This is a genomic window from Nocardia nova NBRC 15556 (genome assembly GCF_001613005.1).
GTDB lineage: Bacteria > Actinomycetota > Actinomycetes > Mycobacteriales > Mycobacteriaceae > Nocardia > Nocardia nova.
In genome coordinates, this window is sequence record NZ_BDBN01000065.1 from 42,074 (window position 1) to 62,005 (window position 19,932).

The 19,932-nt window shown below is 68.5% G+C and carries 19 protein-coding genes; 11 read left to right on the forward strand and 8 right to left on the reverse strand.

Features of this window, described 5'->3' with window-relative positions:
• Window positions 1-132: 132 nt before the first annotated feature.
• Window positions 133-2,403, forward strand: a complete 2,271-nt coding sequence (locus NN2_RS24325) for a serine/threonine-protein kinase (RefSeq protein ID WP_063016181.1) — start codon at window positions 133-135, stop codon at window positions 2,401-2,403.
• A gap of 42 nt (window positions 2,404-2,445) precedes the next feature.
• Complete coding sequence (locus NN2_RS24330) at window positions 2,446-3,156, forward strand: metal-dependent hydrolase (protein ID WP_063016183.1); 711 nt, start codon at window positions 2,446-2,448, stop codon at window positions 3,154-3,156.
• Here NN2_RS24330 and NN2_RS38995 read toward each other — a convergent pair.
• Window positions 3,094-3,966, reverse strand: a complete 873-nt coding sequence (locus NN2_RS38995) for a helix-turn-helix domain-containing protein (RefSeq protein WP_063016185.1) — start codon at window positions 3,964-3,966, stop codon at window positions 3,094-3,096. The genes NN2_RS24330 and NN2_RS38995 overlap by 63 nt on opposite strands.
• Before the next feature lie 101 nt (window positions 3,967-4,067).
• Between NN2_RS38995 and NN2_RS24340 the strand changes: the two genes are divergently transcribed.
• Window positions 4,068-4,787, forward strand: coding sequence for an SDR family oxidoreductase (locus tag NN2_RS24340; RefSeq protein ID WP_063016187.1), 720 nt, complete (start codon window positions 4,068-4,070; stop codon window positions 4,785-4,787).
• A 99-nt stretch (window positions 4,788-4,886) separates the two neighbouring features.
• Here NN2_RS24340 and NN2_RS24345 read toward each other — a convergent pair whose 3' ends face one another.
• The 4 genes from NN2_RS24345 to NN2_RS24360 all read right to left on the reverse strand — a co-directional run bounded on the left by NN2_RS24345 (window position 4,887) and on the right by NN2_RS24360 (window position 7,689).
• Window positions 4,887-5,378 carry a peptidylprolyl isomerase gene (locus tag NN2_RS24345; RefSeq protein WP_030516987.1) on the reverse strand — a complete coding sequence of 164 codons (492 nt, stop codon included), beginning with the start codon at window positions 5,376-5,378 and terminating at the stop codon, window positions 4,887-4,889.
• A 244-nt stretch (window positions 5,379-5,622) separates the two neighbouring features.
• On the reverse strand, window positions 5,623-6,009 hold the full coding sequence (gene gloA2 / locus NN2_RS24350) for an SMU1112c/YaeR family gloxylase I-like metalloprotein (RefSeq protein ID WP_063016189.1): 387 nt from the start codon (window positions 6,007-6,009) through the stop codon (window positions 5,623-5,625).
• 184 nt (window positions 6,010-6,193) lie between these two features.
• On the reverse strand, window positions 6,194-7,063 hold the full coding sequence (locus tag NN2_RS24355; RefSeq protein ID WP_082857225.1) for a fructosamine kinase family protein: 870 nt from the start codon (window positions 7,061-7,063) through the stop codon (window positions 6,194-6,196).
• Complete coding sequence (locus NN2_RS24360; RefSeq protein WP_063016191.1) at window positions 7,060-7,689, reverse strand: TetR/AcrR family transcriptional regulator; 630 nt, start codon at window positions 7,687-7,689, stop codon at window positions 7,060-7,062. The genes NN2_RS24355 and NN2_RS24360 overlap by 4 nt, the downstream gene beginning before the upstream one ends.
• A gap of 337 nt (window positions 7,690-8,026) precedes the next feature.
• On the opposite strand from NN2_RS24360, the gene NN2_RS24365 reads away from it, so the two are divergent.
• The 3 genes from NN2_RS24365 to NN2_RS24375 all read left to right on the forward strand — a co-directional run bounded on the left by NN2_RS24365 (window position 8,027) and on the right by NN2_RS24375 (window position 12,632).
• Entirely contained in the window at window positions 8,027-8,734 is a 708-nt protein-coding gene (locus NN2_RS24365; RefSeq protein WP_063016193.1) for a DUF8020 domain-containing protein, read from the forward strand.
• A 201-nt stretch (window positions 8,735-8,935) separates the two neighbouring features.
• Window positions 8,936-11,596, forward strand: a complete 2,661-nt coding sequence (locus tag NN2_RS24370; RefSeq protein ID WP_174555008.1) for an excinuclease ABC subunit UvrA — start codon at window positions 8,936-8,938, stop codon at window positions 11,594-11,596.
• A 115-nt stretch (window positions 11,597-11,711) separates the two neighbouring features.
• The gene (locus tag NN2_RS24375; protein WP_082857226.1) at window positions 11,712-12,632 is read left to right on the forward strand and encodes an SDR family oxidoreductase; all 921 of its coding nucleotides are present in this window, start codon (window positions 11,712-11,714) and stop codon (window positions 12,630-12,632) included.
• 78 nt (window positions 12,633-12,710) lie between these two features.
• Here NN2_RS24375 and NN2_RS24380 read toward each other — a convergent pair whose 3' ends face one another.
• Window positions 12,711-13,343 carry a TetR/AcrR family transcriptional regulator gene (locus tag NN2_RS24380; protein WP_082857227.1) on the reverse strand — a complete coding sequence of 211 codons (633 nt, stop codon included), beginning with the start codon at window positions 13,341-13,343 and terminating at the stop codon, window positions 12,711-12,713.
• 163 nt (window positions 13,344-13,506) lie between these two features.
• Between NN2_RS24380 and NN2_RS24385 the strand changes: the two genes are divergently transcribed.
• Complete coding sequence (locus NN2_RS24385) at window positions 13,507-15,060, forward strand: AMP-binding protein (protein WP_063016218.1); 1,554 nt, start codon at window positions 13,507-13,509, stop codon at window positions 15,058-15,060.
• 23 nt (window positions 15,061-15,083) lie between these two features.
• Here the strand turns inward: NN2_RS24385 and NN2_RS24390 are convergent, their stop codons facing one another.
• Together NN2_RS24390 and NN2_RS24395 are read right to left on the reverse strand one after the other, a co-directional pair.
• Complete coding sequence (locus NN2_RS24390; RefSeq protein ID WP_369817547.1) at window positions 15,084-15,584, reverse strand: TspO/MBR family protein; 501 nt, start codon at window positions 15,582-15,584, stop codon at window positions 15,084-15,086.
• A 310-nt stretch (window positions 15,585-15,894) separates the two neighbouring features.
• Entirely contained in the window at window positions 15,895-16,281 is a 387-nt protein-coding gene (locus NN2_RS24395) for a DUF1304 domain-containing protein (RefSeq protein WP_063016200.1), read from the reverse strand.
• 434 nt (window positions 16,282-16,715) lie between these two features.
• Here NN2_RS24395 and NN2_RS24400 point away from each other — a divergent pair, with 434 nt between their 5' ends.
• From NN2_RS24400 to NN2_RS24415, 4 genes are all read left to right on the forward strand, one after another.
• A complete protein-coding gene (locus tag NN2_RS24400) occupies window positions 16,716-17,075 on the forward strand; it encodes an STAS domain-containing protein (protein ID WP_063016202.1) in 360 nt (119 codons plus the stop codon).
• A 6-nt stretch (window positions 17,076-17,081) separates the two neighbouring features.
• Window positions 17,082-17,615, forward strand: a complete 534-nt coding sequence (locus NN2_RS24405) for an ATP-binding protein (protein ID WP_082857228.1) — start codon at window positions 17,082-17,084, stop codon at window positions 17,613-17,615.
• A gap of 61 nt (window positions 17,616-17,676) precedes the next feature.
• A complete protein-coding gene (locus NN2_RS24410; protein ID WP_063016206.1) occupies window positions 17,677-19,284 on the forward strand; it encodes a PP2C family protein-serine/threonine phosphatase in 1,608 nt (535 codons plus the stop codon).
• 26 nt (window positions 19,285-19,310) lie between these two features.
• Window positions 19,311-19,932 (forward strand): cobalamin B12-binding domain-containing protein (locus NN2_RS24415; protein ID WP_174555009.1); only part of this gene is annotated, 622 nt, incomplete at its 3' end.

The window sequence follows — 19,932 nt, forward strand, 5'->3', positions numbered from 1 at the left end:
TCCCAGCACCGCACGGTAGGCACGAAATCCCGTATAACGTAACGGCATCGGCACGTTCCCCAGAATTCATGGGAGGATTCACCTATTCTCGGGCCCGGGCCCGGGTACCACCGATTTCGAAGCGAGCGAGGGATGACCGACAACCTCGGCGCGACCGCACCCGACCCCGGTGCCGACCGCGCCACCGCAACGCAGACCGCGCTGACGTCGCTCGTCGCCCGCTTCGCCCAGCAATGGCAAACCTCCGGCGAACCACCCGATCTGTCGGCCCACCTGCCCGCCGAACCCGCGCTGCGCCGCTCCGCACTCATCGAACTCATCAAGGTCGACCTGCACGAACGCTGGCAACGCGACACCGACGCACCGCGACTGGCCGACTACCGCGAACAATTCCCCGAACTCGCCGCCGCGCCCCTGCCCCCCGACCTGGTCTACGAAGAGATCAACGCCCGCAGCCGTCGCGACCACCACGCCGTCGACCTCGGCGAATACGAACAGGACTACCCCATCCAGATGGCCCGCATCACCGAAGGATTCGAGGACCTACCCCCCTCGGCACCCGGACTGCGCACCACCATGCTCGCCGACCCCACCGCCCTCGACGCACTCGACACCATCAACCCCGGCGCGACCGTCGACGACTTCGACCTGCTGCTCCCCCTCGGCCAAGGCGCGTTCGCCCGCGTCTTCCTCGCACGCCAACGCTCCATGGGCCGCCTCGTCGCCGTCAAGATCTCCCACGACCGCGGCAGCGAACCACAAACCCTCGCTCAACTCGACCACGACCACATCGTGCGCGTCTTCGACCAGCGCCAGATCACCGACCAGCGCCTCAAACTCATGTACATGCAGTACGTGCCCGGTGGCACCCTGCTCGGCGTCCTGCGCATGCTGCGCCGCACACCACCCGCCCAACGCGACGGCACACTCCTGCTCGAAGCCATCGACGCCGCCACCACCACCGGCGGCGTCCTCGAACCCCAGCCCTCGCCCACCCGATCCGAACTCGCCCGGCTCAGCTGGCCCGAAACCGTCGCCTGGCTCGGCAGCCGCCTCGCCGCCGCCCTCGACTACGCCAACCACCGCGGCATCCTGCACCGCGACCTCAAACCCGCCAACGTGCTCCTCACCGCCGACGGCCAACCCAAACTCGCCGACTTCAACATCAGCTTCAGCCGCCACCTGCCCGGCGCCAACCCCGTCGCCTACTTCGGCGGCTCCCTGCCCTACATGGCCCCCGAACAACTCGAGGCCTGCCACCCCAACCTCGACACCACCGCCGCCGACCTGGACACCCGCGCCGACCTCTACGCCCTCGCCGTCGTCCTGTGGGAACTGCTCACCGGCCGCCTCCCCTTCGACGACGGCCACGACGCCGGCGAAACCGAAGAATCCCTGCAAGCCATGATCGACCGGCGCCGCACACCCATCGCCGACCACTTCGAAGCCGACCTCCCACCCGACACCCCCGCCCTGCTGCGCCACGCCCTGCTCACCTGCCTCGCACCCGACCCCGCGGACCGCTACGCCACCGGCGCCGACCTCGCCCAGCAACTCGACCTCAGCCAGGACCGCGCCGCCCGCGACCTCGTCGACCCGCCCACCCACAGCCTGCGCGCCCGCCTGCGCATGCGCCCCATGCCCGTCGTCACCCTCTCCAGCCTGCTCGGCCACCTGCTCGCCGGGCTCTACCTCGGCTCCCACAACCTGCGACTCATCCGCGACGCCCTCGGCGCCGACGCCGCCCACCAGATGGTGCGCCTGGGCATCGTCATGATCGCCATCGCCTACCCGATCGCCATCGCCGCCCTCATGTACTGGTGCCGCTCGGTGTTCGTGGTACCCAACGGATTACGCCGCGGCAGGCAATTCGACGCCGCCACCCTCGCCCGCGCCCGCGCCGACACCCTCGCCTGCGGCGACCGCATCGCCGTGGCCACCTTCGCGGGATGGCTTGCCGCACTGGGCGTCTTCCTCGTCAAACTGCACACCCTCGGCGACGTATCCGCCGGCATCACCACCAGCCTCATCGCCTGCAACCTCGTCGCCGCCTGCGTCGCCGTCGTCTACACCTACTTCCCCGTCACCTACTTCGTCCTGCGCTGGTACTACCCGGGCCTGGTCGCCGCCGGCGGCACCACCCCCGCCGACGCCGCCATGCTGCGCCGCATGGTGCACCGCAGCCGCATCTACCTCGGCGTCGCCGCCTGCGTCCCACTCATCGGCGTCCCCGCCGGCCTCGTATTCCTCACCCCCGACCAACAGCAGACCGTCATCGGCCCCATCGTCGGGCTCTGTGTCGGAGGGCTTTTCGCCTTCCTCATCACCCTGCGCACCTTCTACCTACTCGAATCCGACCTCAACGCCCTCGACCGCATCCTCGACCCCCACCCCCACTCCTGACCGGCTGCGGTCACCCGACCAAGATCGTCTAATCTCGAGGCGGTGCTAGGACATTCACATGCGACCAGTGGTGCGCTCGCGTGGGCGGGAGCCGCTGCCGCGCTACCACTTTCGATTCTCACCTTCCCCGCCGCGCAGATCGGCCACCTCGGCACCGTCGACCTGCTGATGGGAACGTTCCTCACGGCCGGCGCCGCCCTGCTGCCCGACGCCGACCACCCCAGCGGCACCATCTCGCATGCGCTCGGACCGATCACGCACACCGCCTGCAAGATCATCTCCACCGTCTCCGGCGGGCACCGCCACGCCACCCACTCCCTGGCCTTCGTCGCGGCCGTCACCTACGGCACCTGGGCCGGCGAACATTGGATCGGCCGCTGGTTCACCCTCGGCCTGGTCTTCTTCCTGCTCGCCCTCGCCGTCCGCGCGCTGAATCTCTGCCCGCCCGGCGAAGGGCTGCGCTCCTACGCCACCATCGCCGTACTCGCCGTCGCCGGCACCTTCGCCATGGACCAGTGGATCTCCGACAAACCCGCCTGGCTGCCGTTCTCCGTCGGCCTCGGGGCCCTCGCCCACCTCATCGGCGACTGCCTCACCGACCGCGGCTGCCGGCTGTTCTGGCCACTCGACATCCGCACCCGCATCCCGATCATCGACCGCACCGGCAACAAGGTCGAAACCTGGGTGATCTCACCACTGTTCGTGCTCGGCACCCTCGCCGCGCTCTGGTACGTCATCACCCACCAGCCCTAACAGCGTCACCGCGTCGCGGTCCGGGCTGCCCGGCTCGGCCTGGAACGCGACGAACCGCTGCCCGTCCGCCGCGGTCAGAATCTCCGAGGTCAACTCCATCCGGCCCACCGCCGGATGCCGGAACATCCGCCGCGTACCGCGCTTGGCCCGCACATCGTAATGCGCCCACAACGCCTTGAAATCCGCGGTCGCCGCGCACAATTCGGCCGTCAGCGCCGCCAGCTCCACCGGATGCGATCCCGCGCCCTGCACCACCCGCAGATGCGCCACACAATCGCGCGCCATCCCCGTCCAATCCTCGAACACCGTCCGCGCCGCCGGATGCGTGAACACGTACCGAATCAGATTGCGGCGCCTCGGCTCCCACTGCTCGATACCCCACAGCAACCGCAACCCCTCCGGATTCGCCGCCAGCAAGTTGCTCACCTGATCCAGGACGAAAGCCGGTGTGGGACGCACCGATTCGAGCAGCAACACCATGCCCCGCCCGGCCACCTCCACCGGCGCCGCCGTGACCGCCGAGCGCGCCCCCGCCAGCCGCGCCACCCGGTGCAGATGAGCCGCCTCGTCGGCATTCAGCAGCAACGCCGAGGCCAGCGCCGCCAGCACTTCCGGGCTCGGATTGCGGTCGCGGCCCTGTTCCAGCCTGATGTAATAGTCCACGCTCAGCCCCGCCAGCGCCGCGACCTCCTCGCGGCGCAGGCCCGCCGTCTGCCGCCGCCGCGTGCCCGGCGGCAGACCCACCTCCGACGGCTGCACCCGCGCGCGGCGCGCACGCAGGAACTCTCCCAGGGCACGACGATCACTCACTCATCCAGTGTGCCCGCTTCCCAGCCACGCCGGGGTAGCCCCGCCAGGACCAGGCCACAGCCGGTCTCCCTGCCGCACTCGCCACGCCGCACGGTGGATGCATGACCGACACCACCCACACCCTCGTCATCGGCGGCAGCTCCGGCATGGGCCTCGCCCTGGCCGAACGACTCCTGGCAGCCGGACATCGAGTCACCATCGCCGCCCGCGACACCGACCGCCTGACCGCCGCGACCGCAGGGCTCGGCTATCCTGACCAGCTCCGCTCACAGCGCGTCGACATCGCCGAAGACGCTTCCATCGCAGCACTTTTCGACACCGTAGGCGCGGTCGATCACATCGTCGTCACCGCCGCCGACATGCGCCACGGATACGGCCCGCTCACCGAGCTGCCCGCGCGCGACGCGCGGACCGTCCTCGACATCAAAGTGCTCGGGCCGTGGCTGGTCGCCAAGTACGCGGCAGATCGCGTCCGTAACTCCATCACCGTCACCTCCGGAATCGCGGCCTACCGTCCCGCACCCGGCGGCTCGGTCGTGGCCACCGCCAATGCCGCTCTGGAGGGCCTGGTCCGAGCGCTGGCGCTGGAATTGGCTCCGATCCGGGTCAACGCCGTCTCCCCCGGCTGGGTCGACACCCCGATCTGGGACGACTTCGCCGGCCCCGACAAACACGCCCGGCTCACCGCGATGGCCGCGCGACTGCCCGCCGGCCGCGTCGGCCGTCCCGCCGATATCGCGGCCGCGTTCCACGCCGTCCTCGACAACGACTTCATGACCGGCGAAGTCCTGCACGTCGAAGGCGGACACCGGCTGGTCTGACGAACCACCCCGCACATGGCGGCGCCCCGCACCACCGGCCATCGGCACCGCTACCGCGGTGCTGAGCGGACGGGATATGCGGGGCGCGCGCCCTGCCGATCAGGCCAGCTGAGCCGAAACGATCGTGATCGGCTCGACCGGCACATCCTGATGCCCGGCCTTGGAGCCCGTGCGGACACCCTCGATCGAATCCACGACGGCGTTACCGTCGACGACCCGCCCGAAGACCGCGTAGCCCCAGCCGTCCTGACCCGGGTAGTTCAGGAAGTCGTTGTCGGCGGTGTTGATGAAGAACTGGGCACTGGCCGAATGCGGATCCGCCGTACGCGCCATCGCGACGGTGTACTTGTCGTTGCGCAGCCCGTTCTTGGCCTCGTTCTGCACCCGGTTGGGCGCCGGCTTCTGCTGCATATCGGCGGTCAGACCGCCGCCCTGCACCATGAAACCCGGAATCACACGGTGGAAGATTGTCCCGTCGTAGTGGCCGGACTTGACGTAGTCCACGAAGTTCGCGACCGTTTGCGGCGCCTTCGTCTCGTCCAATTCGAGGGTGATGTCCCCGGCTGATGTGTTGAGCAACACTGTGGTCATCCGGTCATCGTATGGCAGCCGCCTGCACCCGGCGGACAACCCCTCATCTCGGGCGTACGAATAGGCCTCGGTCGTCTTGTGCTGTCTTCAGTTTCTGTTACGTGAGCTGGAAGTCTGCGGCGCGCTTCAACGATACACATAGTTAGATGCGCATATCTCCATCACATATTGTTTTATTGCGCCGCAATGCCGGCCGCCACCTCCTCGAGCGCCGGGGCATTCGACCCCGAGGACGGAAACGGATTCAGGCCTCGTACAACTCCAGCGGCAAGTCGTCCGGGTCGAAGAAGAAACCGAAACGGCGACCGGTGAATTCGTCGACCCGGACCTCCTCCACGACCACTCCCCTCCCCCGCAGCTCCGCCAGGCCCGCGGCGACGTCTTCGACGACGAAGGCGAGATGACGCAGCCCGCACGCCTCGGGCCGCGACGGCCGTGTCGGCGGATCCGGGAACGAGAAGAGCTCCAGTTGGGCGCCGTCCGGCAGTGCGAGATCGAGCTTCCACGAACGCCGTTCGACCCGGTAGTGCTCCGCCACCACCCGCAGCCCTAGCACCTCGGTATAGAACGTTTTCGATCTCTGATAGTCCGACGCGATGATCGCCGCGTGGTGAATCCTCCGCAACTCCATCGCCCGACCGTAGCCAGTCCTCGAGGCTGTGGTTATGGACGGTGAGCAGCGTGTGTCGACGAGATACGACATGGCGACTTTACATGTGTAGATGCGCATACGTCCATAGCAATATGTTCGTTGCCGCCGACCACGCCGGCCCCGCTCACCGGCCGCCTCCGAAGAGGCTGCCGCGCACAGGCTTTCACAGTGCGGACAGTGCCTCTTCCGCGGCAGCGATGGCTTGTTCCCGGTATCCCCCACCGAACAGCACGACATGCACCAGCAACGGATACAGCTGATGCAGTGCGATCCGCTGTTCCGCGCCGGGCGCGAGGGGGAAGCGCTCCCGGTATGCCCCCAGGATGTGGCCGAGATGCGGCGCGCCGAACAGCCGCAACATGGCCAGGTCCGTCTCGCGATGACCGCCGTGGGCGGCCGGGTCGATGAGCCGCACACCGCGCTCGGTCCACAGCACATTGCCCGACCACAGATCGCCGTGAATGCGGCACGGCGGCTCCGCTGGGCCGGCCAGATCGCCGATCCCGCCGATCACCCGCTCGACGAGCCGAGTTCCGTCGCGTCCCAGAACGGATGCGGCGGCGGGCAACAGCGGTTGCAGTCGATACCGGGCGTACCAGGGCCCCCACTCCCCCGCGACCATCGCGTTGTCCTGCGGAACCGTGGCGATACAGCCCGCCCATGGCGCGCCGTACCGGTCGACGGTGTGCGCGTGCAGTTCGGCAAGCGCTGCACCGAACTGCTCTGCGGCAGCACGGCTGGGCGTCACCGAACTCAACCACGGCAATACCAGAGTGCGCTCGTCGGCGGCCGATACCTGCGGGATCAGGTCCGCGGCGTCGGCCTCGCGCAACCAGCGCAGGCCCGCGGCCTCAGCGGTCAAGGCATGGTCCGCGGTCGAACCCGGTTCGCCCACAGCACTTTTCACGAAGGCATCGCGGCCGTCGGCGAGCCGCACGCGATACAAGGTCCAGGCATGCCCGCGTCCGGCGGTGCGCTCGGACACCACCGGTACGCCCAGCAAGGACTCCAGATGTGTCGACAACTCGCTCACGAGCCGTAGACCGTCTGCCAGATCGCCCGCCCCAGCGCTCGGGCCAACTGTTCGTCGTCCACCGGATTCCCGGCCGCGAAGGTGAAGTCGATGGCACGCTCGACCATGCAGGTCAGGGCGATGGCGGTGGCCTCGACCTCCAGATCGGCGGAAATCCGGCCCGCCGCGCGCTCCCGGTCCAGCCGCCCGCGGACGATTTCGGTGAAGCGCTGGACCCGCTCCTGCCAGTAGCGGCCCACATCGCGGTCGTAGCCCGCCACCTCGGTGAGCGCGCGCAGGACGCGATGGTGTGCCCGGGTGCCCGCGATCATCAGCCGCATGGCCGTGACGACCCCCGCCTCTCCGTCGAGATGGTCTGCGGCCCACCACAGTTCGGCCGTCCGGAACTGATCGTCGGTGGCGAGGTCAGCCATCCGGATCAGCAGCCGGCTCTTGTCGGGGAAATAGCGATAGAAGGTGGAGCGGGCGATGTCGGCCTCGGCGGCGATCCGGGCCACCGGAAGTTCGGTGTAGGTGACGCCGGTATCCAGCAGCCGGTCCACAGCGGAGAGCACCCGCCGCTCGACCGCATCGCGCCGTTCGTCGCGCTCACGAGACCGCGAGCCGGGGCGGGTCAGCGACGCCATGTCGTGGGTTCGTCGGGGACGGCCATGGGCACATTGTCGCTCGAGTCACGAGACAACGCAGGTGACCACCGGAGGAAATCGCCGAAAGATGTGGGCGTCATCCTGGGAAAAGTCTGTGATAACAGCCACAAACGGCAGTTCAGCCTAGTTTCGCTCCATTGCGAGCCTCGCAAGAAAGCATCACTCGCACTGAAGGTTTCAGTTGTCCTGCCGACAGCCGGGCGAACGTGGTGAACAGGAACTGAATGAATGAACTCCGGGCGTTCACTATCCGTTAGCTGGCCTGGTCTGTGATTCCTTCGTCCCTGAACCACTCTGTCTCGAGGTTCCGCAAAAAATGATGATGAGGAAATTCGCCGCGACCGCCGCCATGCTGGTCGCCGCCGTCGGCGTCGCGGCCGGTACCGCGAACGCAGACCCCGCCGCCCCCGCCGCGCCCGAAAGCGTCCACTACAAGGCCAGCGTCGTCGACGACAGCAAAGCGGTCATCAAGACCGACAGTGGCTCGATCGTCAACGAAGACGGCATGCTGAAGATCAAGGCCGCCAACGGCACCGTACTCGCCGGCACCCCGCTGAACTTCCGGGTCAACGACTTCGAGTTCCCGATCGCCGCCGACATCTCCGGCAACACCGCCACCCTGACCCCTCAGCTGGATCTGCAGCACGCGGTCTACAAGCCGGTCGCCCTGCCCTTCGAGGACTCCGCTCCCTGGAAGACCCCCTACGACCGCGAGACCGCCGCGTTCAACCGGCTGAAGGACACCATCGGCACCGGTGCCACCATCGGTGCCCTCACCGGTGCCATCGGTGGCGCGGTCATCGGCTGCGTCGCGGGCGCTGCCATCGGCCTCGTCGCCACCGGTGCGCTGGCCACCCTGTTCGGCCTCGGCCCGCTCGGCGGATGTGTCGCCGGCGCCGCCGCCGTCGGCTTCCTGGGCGTGCTCGCCGGACAGATCTTCATCACCGCCCCGGTCGCCATCGGCGCCGCGATCCAGTACTTCGCCACCATCAACGCCCCGTTCAAGCCGGCGCCGAGCAAGTAACAAGTAAATCCGCTGCCGGACTACGCGACGGTGCCCTCACAGCGTTTGCTGTGAGGGCACCGTCGTCATTACCGAGGGTGTTTCCATTTACACTTCGGTGCGGGCGAGTTGCAGGATAAAAGCAGCCGGACGCGGGTATCCGGCACAGATCGAAGCACTCTTCGGCACGGGATCGATCCCGTCAACGTGAGGCCAGGTGTTATGGCAGGTTCTCCCGCGAAGCCAGCGCCCGTTGGGGACCCGCCCATCGCCGTTCCCGACTGCGTCCAGGTGCGTGGCGCACGAGAGCACAATCTCGCCGACGTCGATGTCGACATTCCCCGTGACGCGCTGGTGGTATTCACCGGCGTCTCGGGCTCGGGGAAATCGTCGTTGGCTTTCGGCACGTTGTTCGCGGAATCCCAGCGCCGGTATCTGGAGTCGGTGGCCCCGTACGCGCGCCGCCTCATCGATCAGGTGGGCGTACCCGACGTCGATTCGATCGAGGGGATGCCGCCGGCGGTCGCTCTGCAGCAACACCGCGCCGGCGGTAGCGCCCGCTCCTCCGTCGGCAGTGTGACGACGTTGTCCAGCCTGGTCCGCATGCTGTATTCACGAGCCGGCAACTACCCCGCGAAGCAACCGATGCTCTACGCCGAGGACTTCTCGCCGAACACCGTTCAAGGAGCGTGTCCCACCTGTCACGGAATCGGCCGCGTGTACGAGGTGCCCGAGAAGCTGATGGTGCCCGATCCGTCGCTGACGATCCGGGAACGAGCTATCGCCTCCTGGCCACCGGCGTGGCACGGTCAGAACCTCCGCGACATCCTGGTCTCGCTCGGATACGACGTCGACCGGCCGTGGCGAGATCTGCCGAAGAAGGACCGCGACTGGATCCTCTACACCGACGAGCACCCCACGGTGCCGGTGTACGCGGGCTTCACTCCGGCACAGACGCGGCGTGCGCTGAAACAGCAGATGGAGCCCAGCTACCAGGGCACGTTCACCGGCGCGCGCCGGTATGTCCTCGACACCTTCGCGAACACCAAGAGCGCCTCGGTGAAGAAGCGGGTGTCCCGGTTCATCAGCAGTGCGGTGTGCCCCACCTGCGACGGCAAACTGCTCAAACCGGAAGCCCTGTCGGTGACGTTCGAAGGGCTCGACATCGCCGAATTCTCCGCCCTTCCCCTGGGCCGCCTCGCCGAACTGTTGTCGTCGGTCCTCGCCGAGAACTGGCACCCGACCGGAACCGGCTCCGACGCCGTACTCGACGAGACGACCCGCCGAGCGGCGGTCGACAAGCGTGTCGCGGCCGGAGGTTCGGCACACGATGCAGCCCCGGACGTGCGCAGCACGCCGAACATGTCGGTCGAAAAGCGCGCTGCCGCACAGCGTTTGGTCGCCGAACTGCTGGAACGGCTGCGGCCCGTCACCGACCTGGGCCTGGGCTATCTGTCTTTGGACCGCAGCACACCGACCCTGTCGTCCGGCGAATTGCAGCGCGTGCGGCTGGCGACGCAACTGTCCTCACAGCTCTTCGGAGTCGTGTACGTCCTCGACGAACCGTCGGCAGGGCTGCACCCGCGCGACCGCGACGCCCTGCTGGTCATCCTGGAGGGTCTGAAGCGGCGCGGCAACAGCGTTTTCGTCGTCGAGCATTCACTCGACATCGTTCGCGCCGCCGACTGGCTGATCGATCTCGGGCCCGGCGCCGGCGAGAACGGCGGCCGGATTCTGCACAGCGGACCGCCCGAAGGCTTGGCCGAGGTCGGCGAATCCGCGACCCGGCGCTACCTGTTCGGTCACGAACGGCCCGCACCCCGGCCGCCGCGGCGCGCGGAGGAATGGGTGCGACTGAAGAAGGTGCGCCGCAACAATTTACGCGACGTGTCGGTGTCGTTTCCGCTGCAGTGCCTGACCGCTGTCACAGGCGTGTCCGGCTCCGGGAAGTCGAGCCTGGTCAGTCAGGCGCTACCGGCTCTCATAGGTGAGTACCTGGGGCACCCGGTCGGCGCGCCCGCCGACGACACCGGAGACGATCTGCTGCTGTCGGACGACTCGCAGGCCGTCGACGGCACGATCCTCGGCGGAGTCGGCGATCTTCGCCGTGTGGTGTGCATCGATCAGAAGCCGATCGGGCGCACTCCCCGATCGAACGTCGCCACCTACACCGGAATGTTCGACCACATCCGCCGCCGTTTCGCCGCCACACCGAAGGCGCGGCGCCGACGCTACAACGCGGGCCGATTCTCGTTCAACGTCGCCTCCGGGCGGTGCCCCACCTGTGAGGGCGAAGGCTGGGTGATGGTCGAATTGCTCTTCCTGCCCAGCGTTTACACTCCGTGCCCGGACTGCCACGGCACCCGCTATCAAGCGAGCACACTCGAAATCACTTGGCACGGCCGCAATATCGCCGAGGTTCTCGAGATGAGCGTCGACGAGGCGCGGGCGTTCTTCGAGGGTGACACCGACATCCTCCGCTCACTGACCGTGTTGGACGACGTCGGACTGGGCTACCTCCGGCTGGGGCAGCCGGCGACCGAACTGTCCGGTGGCGAGGCCCAACGGGTCAAACTCGCCACCGAACTGCAGCGCGCACATCGCGGCGACGCCCTGTACCTCCTCGACGAACCCACCTCGGGATTACATCCGGCCGATACCGACCGGCTGATGCTGCACCTGCAGAAACTGGTGGACGCGGGCAATACGGTCGTGGTCGCCGAACTGGACATGCGTGTGGTGGTCCAGGCCGACCATGTCATCGACCTCGGCCCCGGCGCCGGCAACGAGGGCGGTCGCGTCGTCACCACCGGCACCCCGGCCGAGGCGGCCACCGATCCGCACAGCGCAACCGCTCCCTACCTCGCGGCGGCGCTGCGCTGACACCGGTCGGGACTGCGGACGAGCCGATCAGCGTGACTGCGGTCTCGGCCGAACCAGGTGAAAGTCACTGTCTGCGTTCGGATTCTTGTCGGTGGCTCTCGGTAACGTCCGGCATGTGAACCAACCCCGCACCGGAACAGAGCCCTCGGCGCCGTTTCCGGCCTTATCGCCGCAATCCGGCCGTCCGGTGCTGATCACGGGCGCATCGGGCAGAATCGGCTCGGGCGTGGTGGCCGCGTTGCTCGCGGCGGGTGCACCCGTTCGCGCGGCCTACCGGGATCCCGCACGCACCGCCGCGATGAGGGAATCGGGCCACGACGCGGTCACCGTCGACTACACGCGCCCTGCCACCCTGCCCGCCGCGATGGCGGGCGTCGGCACCCTCTTCCTGGTCACCGCCACTACCGCGACGCAGACTCGGGACGAACTCGCCCTGGTCGAAGAGGCGTACAGAGCCGGCGTCGAACGGGTCGTCAAGGTGTCTTTGTGGCGGGCCGACGAACGCCTCACTCCCCTCGCCGACCTGCATCGGCCGGTGGAGGAGGCCATCGAACGCTCCGGATTGCGGTGGACCTTCTTGCGGCCGAACTTCTTCATGCAGAACTTCGCGCAGATGGCGGCGTCGATCGCCGAGCACGGAGTGATCGCACGCCCGGGAGGTTCGGCGCCCATCAGCTACGTCGACGCCCGTGACGTTGCCGGTGTCGCCGCACATGTCCTCACCACCGGCGGCCACGACGGCCGGATCTATGCCCTCACCGGTCCCCGCGCTCTCACCTACGACGAGGTGGCCGACGTCTTCTCGGATGTTCTGCGCAAGCCCGTGCGATACCACGCACTGACCGCGACGGAAGCACGTGACGGCCTGCTCGCCGCCGGCGTTCCGGCATTCATGGCAGAAGCCTTGGTCCGGGTGAGCACCGTCTACGGCGACGGCGGAGCCGATTCGGTGCTGTCGACCGTTACCGACCTGACCGGTGACGCGCCGAGAAGCTTCGAGCAGTTCGTTCGCGACCATCGCCGGCTCTTCGGATAACTACTCGCCGGCGAATCTCGAAACATTTGGCGGCACAACAGGTTCGACCCCCATCGGCCACTTCGGCCGCCGCACATTTCAGACGACAACCCGGTAATCGCGATGCGGGGTGCCGGGAGCGGGGCGGCCGAGCATGGTGGCGGCAGCGGCGCACCAGTACTCGAGCAGTATCGGGTCGCCGTGGCCGCGGCGAATAGGGGCGCTGAATGCCAGGCCGCGGGCGACCTCGACCGTCAGCATCGACACCTTGGGATAGTCGGGATGGGCGGCCAATTCAGCGCCGAACAATTCGGCCAGTTGCTCACGCAGCCGGCCGCCGATGCGCTCCACGACCGGAACCAGGGTCTCGTGCAGCGTGGGATTGGTGCGGGCCGCCGCCCACAACTCCATCTCGGCCAGAAAATCGGGGCCCGAGAACAGTTCTCGCACCGCGACGATGGCGGCGGTCAAGCGATCCCCGGGCGGTTCGGCGCGAAACTTCGCGATCATCTCCTCGGCCCGCGCGGCGCGCCGGGCGACGAGTTCCTCGACCGTCGCGGCCAGCAGATCCTCCCGGGTCCGGAACTGGTGCAGCATCGATCCGCGAGACAGCCCGCTGGTCTCCTGCACGGCACGGGTGGTCAGGGCTGTGTATCCGCCGGTCGTCAGCAGCGTGATCGCCGCGTCGATCACCGCCGCGCGAGCGCGTTCTCCTCGTGTTCGGTCCGGCACGGTCGCTTCCTATCGAATTCGGGGCATTGACAGGTGTGAACTGAATCACCCATCATGCTACTAGTCCAAGTGGACTAGTTCTGTCGAACGGGCTACTTCCGTCCTCGTGACGAGACCCGGGAAGCGAAAGGGCGATCAGTTGGCCACCAGCACCGAGGCGCATATGCACATCAGCCGAACCGGCTCCGGCACACCGGAATTGCTGCGAGACTTCGTCACCGGATGGGCGGCCGAACGGCCCGAAGGGATCGCGATCGACTACGGCGACCAGCGCTGGACCTGGGCACAGTGGAACGACCGCATCGACCGCGCCGCCCGTGGTCTGGCCGCCGCCGGAATCGGCCGTGGTGACCGCATCGGTTTCCTGGACAAGAACCATCCGGCCGGGCTCGAGTTGCTGTTCGCTGCAGCCGCACTGGGCGCCGGGCTCGCCATCTTCAACTGGCGCCTGGCGGGCGACGAACTGGCGTACGTCCTCGACGACAGCGAGGCACGAATTCTCTTCTCGGGCAGCGAACTCCGCACGACTGCCGAGCAGGCACGTGGCGCGGCGCACCGGCTGGAACGCATCATCACCATCGACGACGAGTACGAGGACTTCCTCGCCGCCGCGAGCGGTGATGCCGAACTCGGCACGGCGGCAACGGAATCGGATGTCGCGCTGGTGATCTACAGCTCCGGCACCACCGGCCGGCCCAAAGGCGTCCTGCTGAGCCAGCGTGCACTCGTCGGCCATACCGTCTGCGTCGGAACCAAGTTCCCGTTCACCGACGGCGACCGGAATCTGGTCGCGATGCCGATGTTCCACGTCGGCGGCGTCTGCTACGCACTGTTCGGCATCCGCGCGGGCGTACACAGCATCATGACGCGCGAACCCACACCCGCCGCGCTGATCACCGCACTGCTGGCCGGGGCGACGCACACGTTCTTCGTGCCGCCGGTGATCGCCGGATTCCTCGCCGCGGGCGATGCGGCCGTCGACGCGTTGTCGCAGCTGCGCTACCTCGGCTACGGCGCCGCGCCCATGCCGCTCCCACTCCTGCGCCGAACCCTCGACGCCCTCCCCGACGTGCGCTTCGTCCAGGTCTACGGGCAAACCGAGGTATCCGGCGTGGCCACCACGCTGGACCCCGGCGACCATCGCGGGCCGAATGCGGACCGGCGCCTGCTGTCGGCAGGACGGCCGGTACCCGGCGTCACTGTCCGCATCGCCGACATCACCACCGGCGCCGAGGTTCCCGTCGGCGAGGAGGGTGAAATCTGGTTGTACACCGACCAGCGCATGACCGGATATCTGAACCGCCCCGACGCCACCGCGGAGACCATCGTGGACGGCTGGGTCCGCACCGGCGATATCGGCCGGGTCGACTCCGACGGCTACCTCTACGTCGAGGACCGGCTCAAGGACATGATCATCACCGGTGGCGAGAACGTGTACGGACCCGAGGTCGAGCGGGTCCTGCTGGCACATCCCTCCGTCACCGACGCGGCGATCATCGGGGTACCCGACGAGGTCTGGGGCGAATCGGTGCTCGCGATCCTCGTCTCCGACGGTGACGCCGACGACATCCAGCGGTTCTGCCGCGAACATCTGGCCGGATACAAATGCCCCAGGCAATTCCGTTTCGTCGACGCGCTGCCTCGCAATGCCAGCGGCAAAATCCTCAAACGCGAACTGCGAGCGCCCTATTGGGCCGATCACGATCGAAAGATCTGAGGTCCCTGAGCTCCCGGCGCGTCTCACCCGGCGCGGTTGCGGCGCCAGAGGGCACCGCTCAGCACGGTGGCGAAGCCGCACCACGCCGGATAGGCCGCCAGCAGGAGGCCTGCACGGTCCACCTCGGCCGTGCGGCGGGTGAGATCGGCACTGCTCAGCGTCAGGGCGGCCGCCACGGCCGTGGCCGCGCCGAGACGGTGTGCGCGGAAGAACACCCAGCTCCAGCTCGCATTGAGGGTCAGGTTGAGCAGCAGGGCGGTGCGGAGGCGTCGCTGCTGGGCCGGATCGGCGCGGTTGAGCGCCCGGGCGGTCGTGGCGGCGATATCGACGTAGAGGGTTGTCCACGCGACCGGGAAGACCGCGGGCGGCGGCTGGAAAGGTGGCTTCTCCAGGCGCTGATACCACTGCGAGCCGGTCGTGGTCGCCGCCGAGCCGGCCGTCGCGGCGGCGGCGGTGGCCGGGAACGTCCACCACGATTGTCTCCACCGGCTCGAATCCATTCGCCGCGTGCGCGTTCCGATCACGGGAGACTCCTTTCGTCGCGGGGCGGTGCTACGGGCCGGGCAACGATCGACCGGCAAGGCCCGCAGAGCTGTCACGCGAGGGCTCCGCAGGCCAGGGCGAGCCGGCAGCGCGGTCGGTCCCCTGCTCGGCCTACCCATACTTCGCTGCCGATAACGGGTCACGGCGACTGCTGCGGCTGGGCAAGGTCGGCGGGCAGGTGGCGAACACGTACGGACCGAACTGGCCCGCGGCGTACGGCCCGGCACCGGATCCGGCCCGATGTGCAGACCCGCGCGGACATCGCCGAGGATCTCGACTTGGCGCTGTGCGTTACACCAGGCCGATCGCCAGAACGATCACGCCGAGCAGCGGCGGCACGAGTTGTTTGAGGGCCGCACTCGCCTTGTCGGGGCTGGACAGAAGCAGGACCAGGCCGGCGGCGGTCATCGAACCGGCGCCGGTGAACACCAGGGTGGCGCCGATCGTCTTCTCGCCCACCGCGAAGAAGACGGTGCCGGTGATCACGCAGAGGGCCAGGAAGAGGTTGTAGAAGCCCTGATTGAACGCCAGCGGTCTGGTCGTCTCCGCCTCGGCCGCCGAGGAGACTCCGAAGATGGCTCGTGTCTTCGGACTCGTCCACGCCACCGATTCGAGATAGAAGATGTAGATGTGAATCACGGCCGCGAGGCACGCGAGGATGAGACCTGCTGTCGTCACCGAACACCTCCGTGAACGTCGTCGCGCGATATAACCACGCGGCGGACGGAACGTGTCGGCGACACGTCGGAATGTTGCGGTGGACACCCCCGGCCCGACCTGCGAATGCGCCGCAACGCGAGCTTCGACATGCCCTCACCTGCCGAACACCGCTCAGCGCATGCGATTTCGCGCACCGGACGACGGGTGCTGCGGCGGCGCCGTAGCGGGAGTCCGGTGCGCCCCCGCCGACGCGTGTCCCGGCGAGTCGCAGCGGCCGTTACACTCGGTGACCTTGCGAGGTTGAGACCACAGCCGCGCGCGGCACCGCGAACTACGCCGAGTATCGCGGTGTTCGTCATGCGCGAGTGTGCCTGCACATATCCGCTGCGCCGTCACGATTCATACTCGTAGGGGCGGACCCGGATGCCGCGAGTGTAGGGAAGGGTGAACACGTGGGATACGAAGGCCACAGCGGCTGCACCGCCGAGGTGATCTCGGTCGGCGGCCGCTGGGTGGTGGTCGCCGCCGGTGAGGTCGATTCGCATACCGCGCCGCGGCTGGACACCGCCGTCCAGCAGGCCGTGACTCGTCAACCGGGACAGCTCATCGTCGATCTGTCCGCGGTCGAGTTCTTCGACTCCTCCGGGATGAATGTGCTGGTACGCGCGCTGCGACAGGCGGGCCGGGTGCTGGTGGTGGCGCCGCGGCCGGTGCGGCGAGTCGTGGAGGTCACCGGCCTGTCGACGGTATTCGCACTCTTCGACGACGTCGATGCCGCCGTCGCGAGCGCTGTCTCCCACACGAACGGCTGATATCCCATGCGTCACCCCGAAGGTATGCGTCACCCCGACAGCCCACGCCGTCCCGAAGGCGCAGCTCACAAGGCCGCGACCGGCGGCGGACAGCGATCGCTCGAGGACCTGCACATCGAATTCCGGGCCCGGTCCGAGGAACTGCAGCGGGTGCGGGCCCTGCTGCGCGCCTGGCTCGCGGGGACGAGCCTCGGACCGGATCGCGCGTACGACCTCCTGCTGGCCGTCAACGAGGCCTGTTCGAATTCGGTCGAGCACGGACATCGCGGTGACGGCCGGACCGTCGTGCTGCACGCGTCGGCCGCCCATTCGATCCGCATCGCCGTCTCCGACAGCGGGACCTGGCGCGCGCCGCGGGCGGACGAGGAAATCGATCGCGGTCGCGGCCTGCCGATGATGAACGCCCTCATGCCCGGCACCCGCGTCGTCTCGGGCGCCGACGGGACGACGGTGGAATTCGTGGTCTCGCCCGCCGCCGAATCCCGTTCGGATTCCGACACCGGGCAGTGGCCCCGGCGCAGCTCCGCGGACCAGCCGTGACATCGGTTTCGGCTGCGGCGCAGCGGGTTTCACTCGCCCGATCGGATGTGAGGAGCTCGCCGTGCCCGAATCTGTGGTGAGTGACGTCGACCGATGGTCGGCGGTACCGCATCCGGCCGTGGTGGTCGATGGCGCGGGCACGGTGGTCGCGCTGAGCGGGCAAGCGGCCGCCCTGTTTCCCGACGCGGTCGTGGGCGAACCGCTGCACCGTGCGGTGCCGCCCTGGTTGTCCACCGCACACGAGGAGACGGCCGCCTCGGGCATCGCGCCGTCGCCCGCCTCGGTATCCGGGCGCGTGGGCGGGCGCGAACTGCACGCGGTCGCCTCCCCCGGCGCCGACGGGACGGTCGTCTGGTGGCTGCTCGGCGACACCGCGGCCTCGCTGCAGGAGAGCCGCTCGGAACTGGAGCAGGAACGCGAACGCACCGCATTCCTGTCGCAGGCCTCCGAGCGGCTGCTGGCCTCGCTGAACGTGGACCGATGCCTGGAGACGACCGTCCGTCTGGCCGCCCGCCACCTCGCCGACGCCGCGGTGGTCGTCACTCCCCCGGCCGGGCGGGCGCTGTCGGTCGTCTCCTGTGACGAGCACGGTGTGGTGCGGGTGAACGTCGTCGAGGAGGACCCCGACGCGGTGGCCGGGCTGAGCGAGGCGCTGCGCGGCTTCCCGCCCATTCCCTCGCAGTGGCTGGACCCCGCGGCGGTGCCGGTGTGGTTGCTGCCGCCCGGTTTCGAGCACGGCACGGGCTCGGTGATCGTGACTCCGCTTCCCGGCCACGGGGTTTCGGCGGGTGCGCTGGTCCTGCTGCGGCGTTCCGGCGAGCGGAGCTTCGACGAGCGCGACGAGATCTTCGCCCAGTTGTTCGCCGGTCGCGCCGGAATCGCGTTGTCGGCGGCACGGCTGTACGCCGAGCAGACCAGTATCACCGCGATCCTGATGCGCGAGCTGCTGCCACCGCAACTGCACCACGTCCACGGCATCGAACTGGCCGGCGCCTACCGGGCTTCGGAGAATCACGAAATCATCGGCGGCGACTTCTACGACGTACATCGCGCGGCGGCACCGGACGGGGAAACCCTCGTCGTCCTCGGCGACGTCTGCGGCAAGGGTCTCGAGGCCGCCGTCCTGACCGGCAAAATCCGCAACACGGTGCACGCGCTGGTGCCGATGGCCGACGATCACCAGCGCATGCTCACCCTGCTGAACAACGCGCTGATGTCCTCGCGGCACGACCGGTTCGCCACGCTGGTGCTGGCATCGGCGGTGCGTCGGGAAGGACGGGTGCAGCTGCGGCTGACCTCCGCCGGGCATCCGCCGCCGTTGATCGTCCGGGCCGACGGGAGCGTCGACATGGCCGAGACGCGGGGACAGTTGGTCGGCGCGCTGCCCGAGATCAGCGCCACGACGTTCCGCACCTCGCTCGCGCCCGGCGAAACCTGCCTGCTCTACACCGACGGTGTGACCGAGGCTCGCGGCGGACCGCTGGGCCGACGCATGTTCGGTGAGGAGCGTCTGACCGCCGCGCTGGCGCAGTGCGCGAATATGCCCGCGGAGGCGGTGGTCGAGCGTATTCACATGCTCACCACCCAGTGGGTCGGCCGCAACGAGCACGACGACATCGCGGTCGTCGCGATCAGCGCGCCGCGAACCTCGGATACCGTCCTCGCGTGACCGCTACCGCCAAGGAGCCGCCGTTCATGTCCGAGCCGCATCGCCGAAACTCGCGGGACGCCCCGGCTTTTCGCGAGCAATTGTGGACGGCGGTCACCGGCCGCGACGAACGGGCGGCGATCGGCATCGTGCTCGCGGCGGTGGATTCGGGGCTCGAACCGGAAGCGGTTCTGCTCGATGTCATCGCCGCGGTCCAGCGCCGGGTGGGTGCGGAATGGGCCGCCAACACCCTCAGTGTCGCCGACGAGCACACCGCCACCGCGATCAACGACCGGGCCGTGACGGCGCTGGCACTGCATGCGGCCGCCTCGCACCCCGCCTCGGCCGGGCGGGTCACCGTCGCGTGCGTGGACGGCGAATGGCATGCCCTTCCCGCCCGGCTGGTGACCGAAGTGCTGCGGCTGCGCGGCTGGCAGGTCGATTTCCTGGGTGCCCAGGTGCCGACCCGCCACCTGATCGCGCACCTGCACAACACCGGCCCCGACGCCGTGTTGCTGTCGTCGTCGCTGCCGACCCGCCTGCCGTCGGCGCACGGCACCATCACCGCATGCCAGGCGGCCGGAGTGCCGGTGCTCGTCGGCGGGGCGGCGTTCGGGCCGGACGGCCGCTACGCGAACCTGCTCGGCGCGGACGCCTGGGCGCCGGACG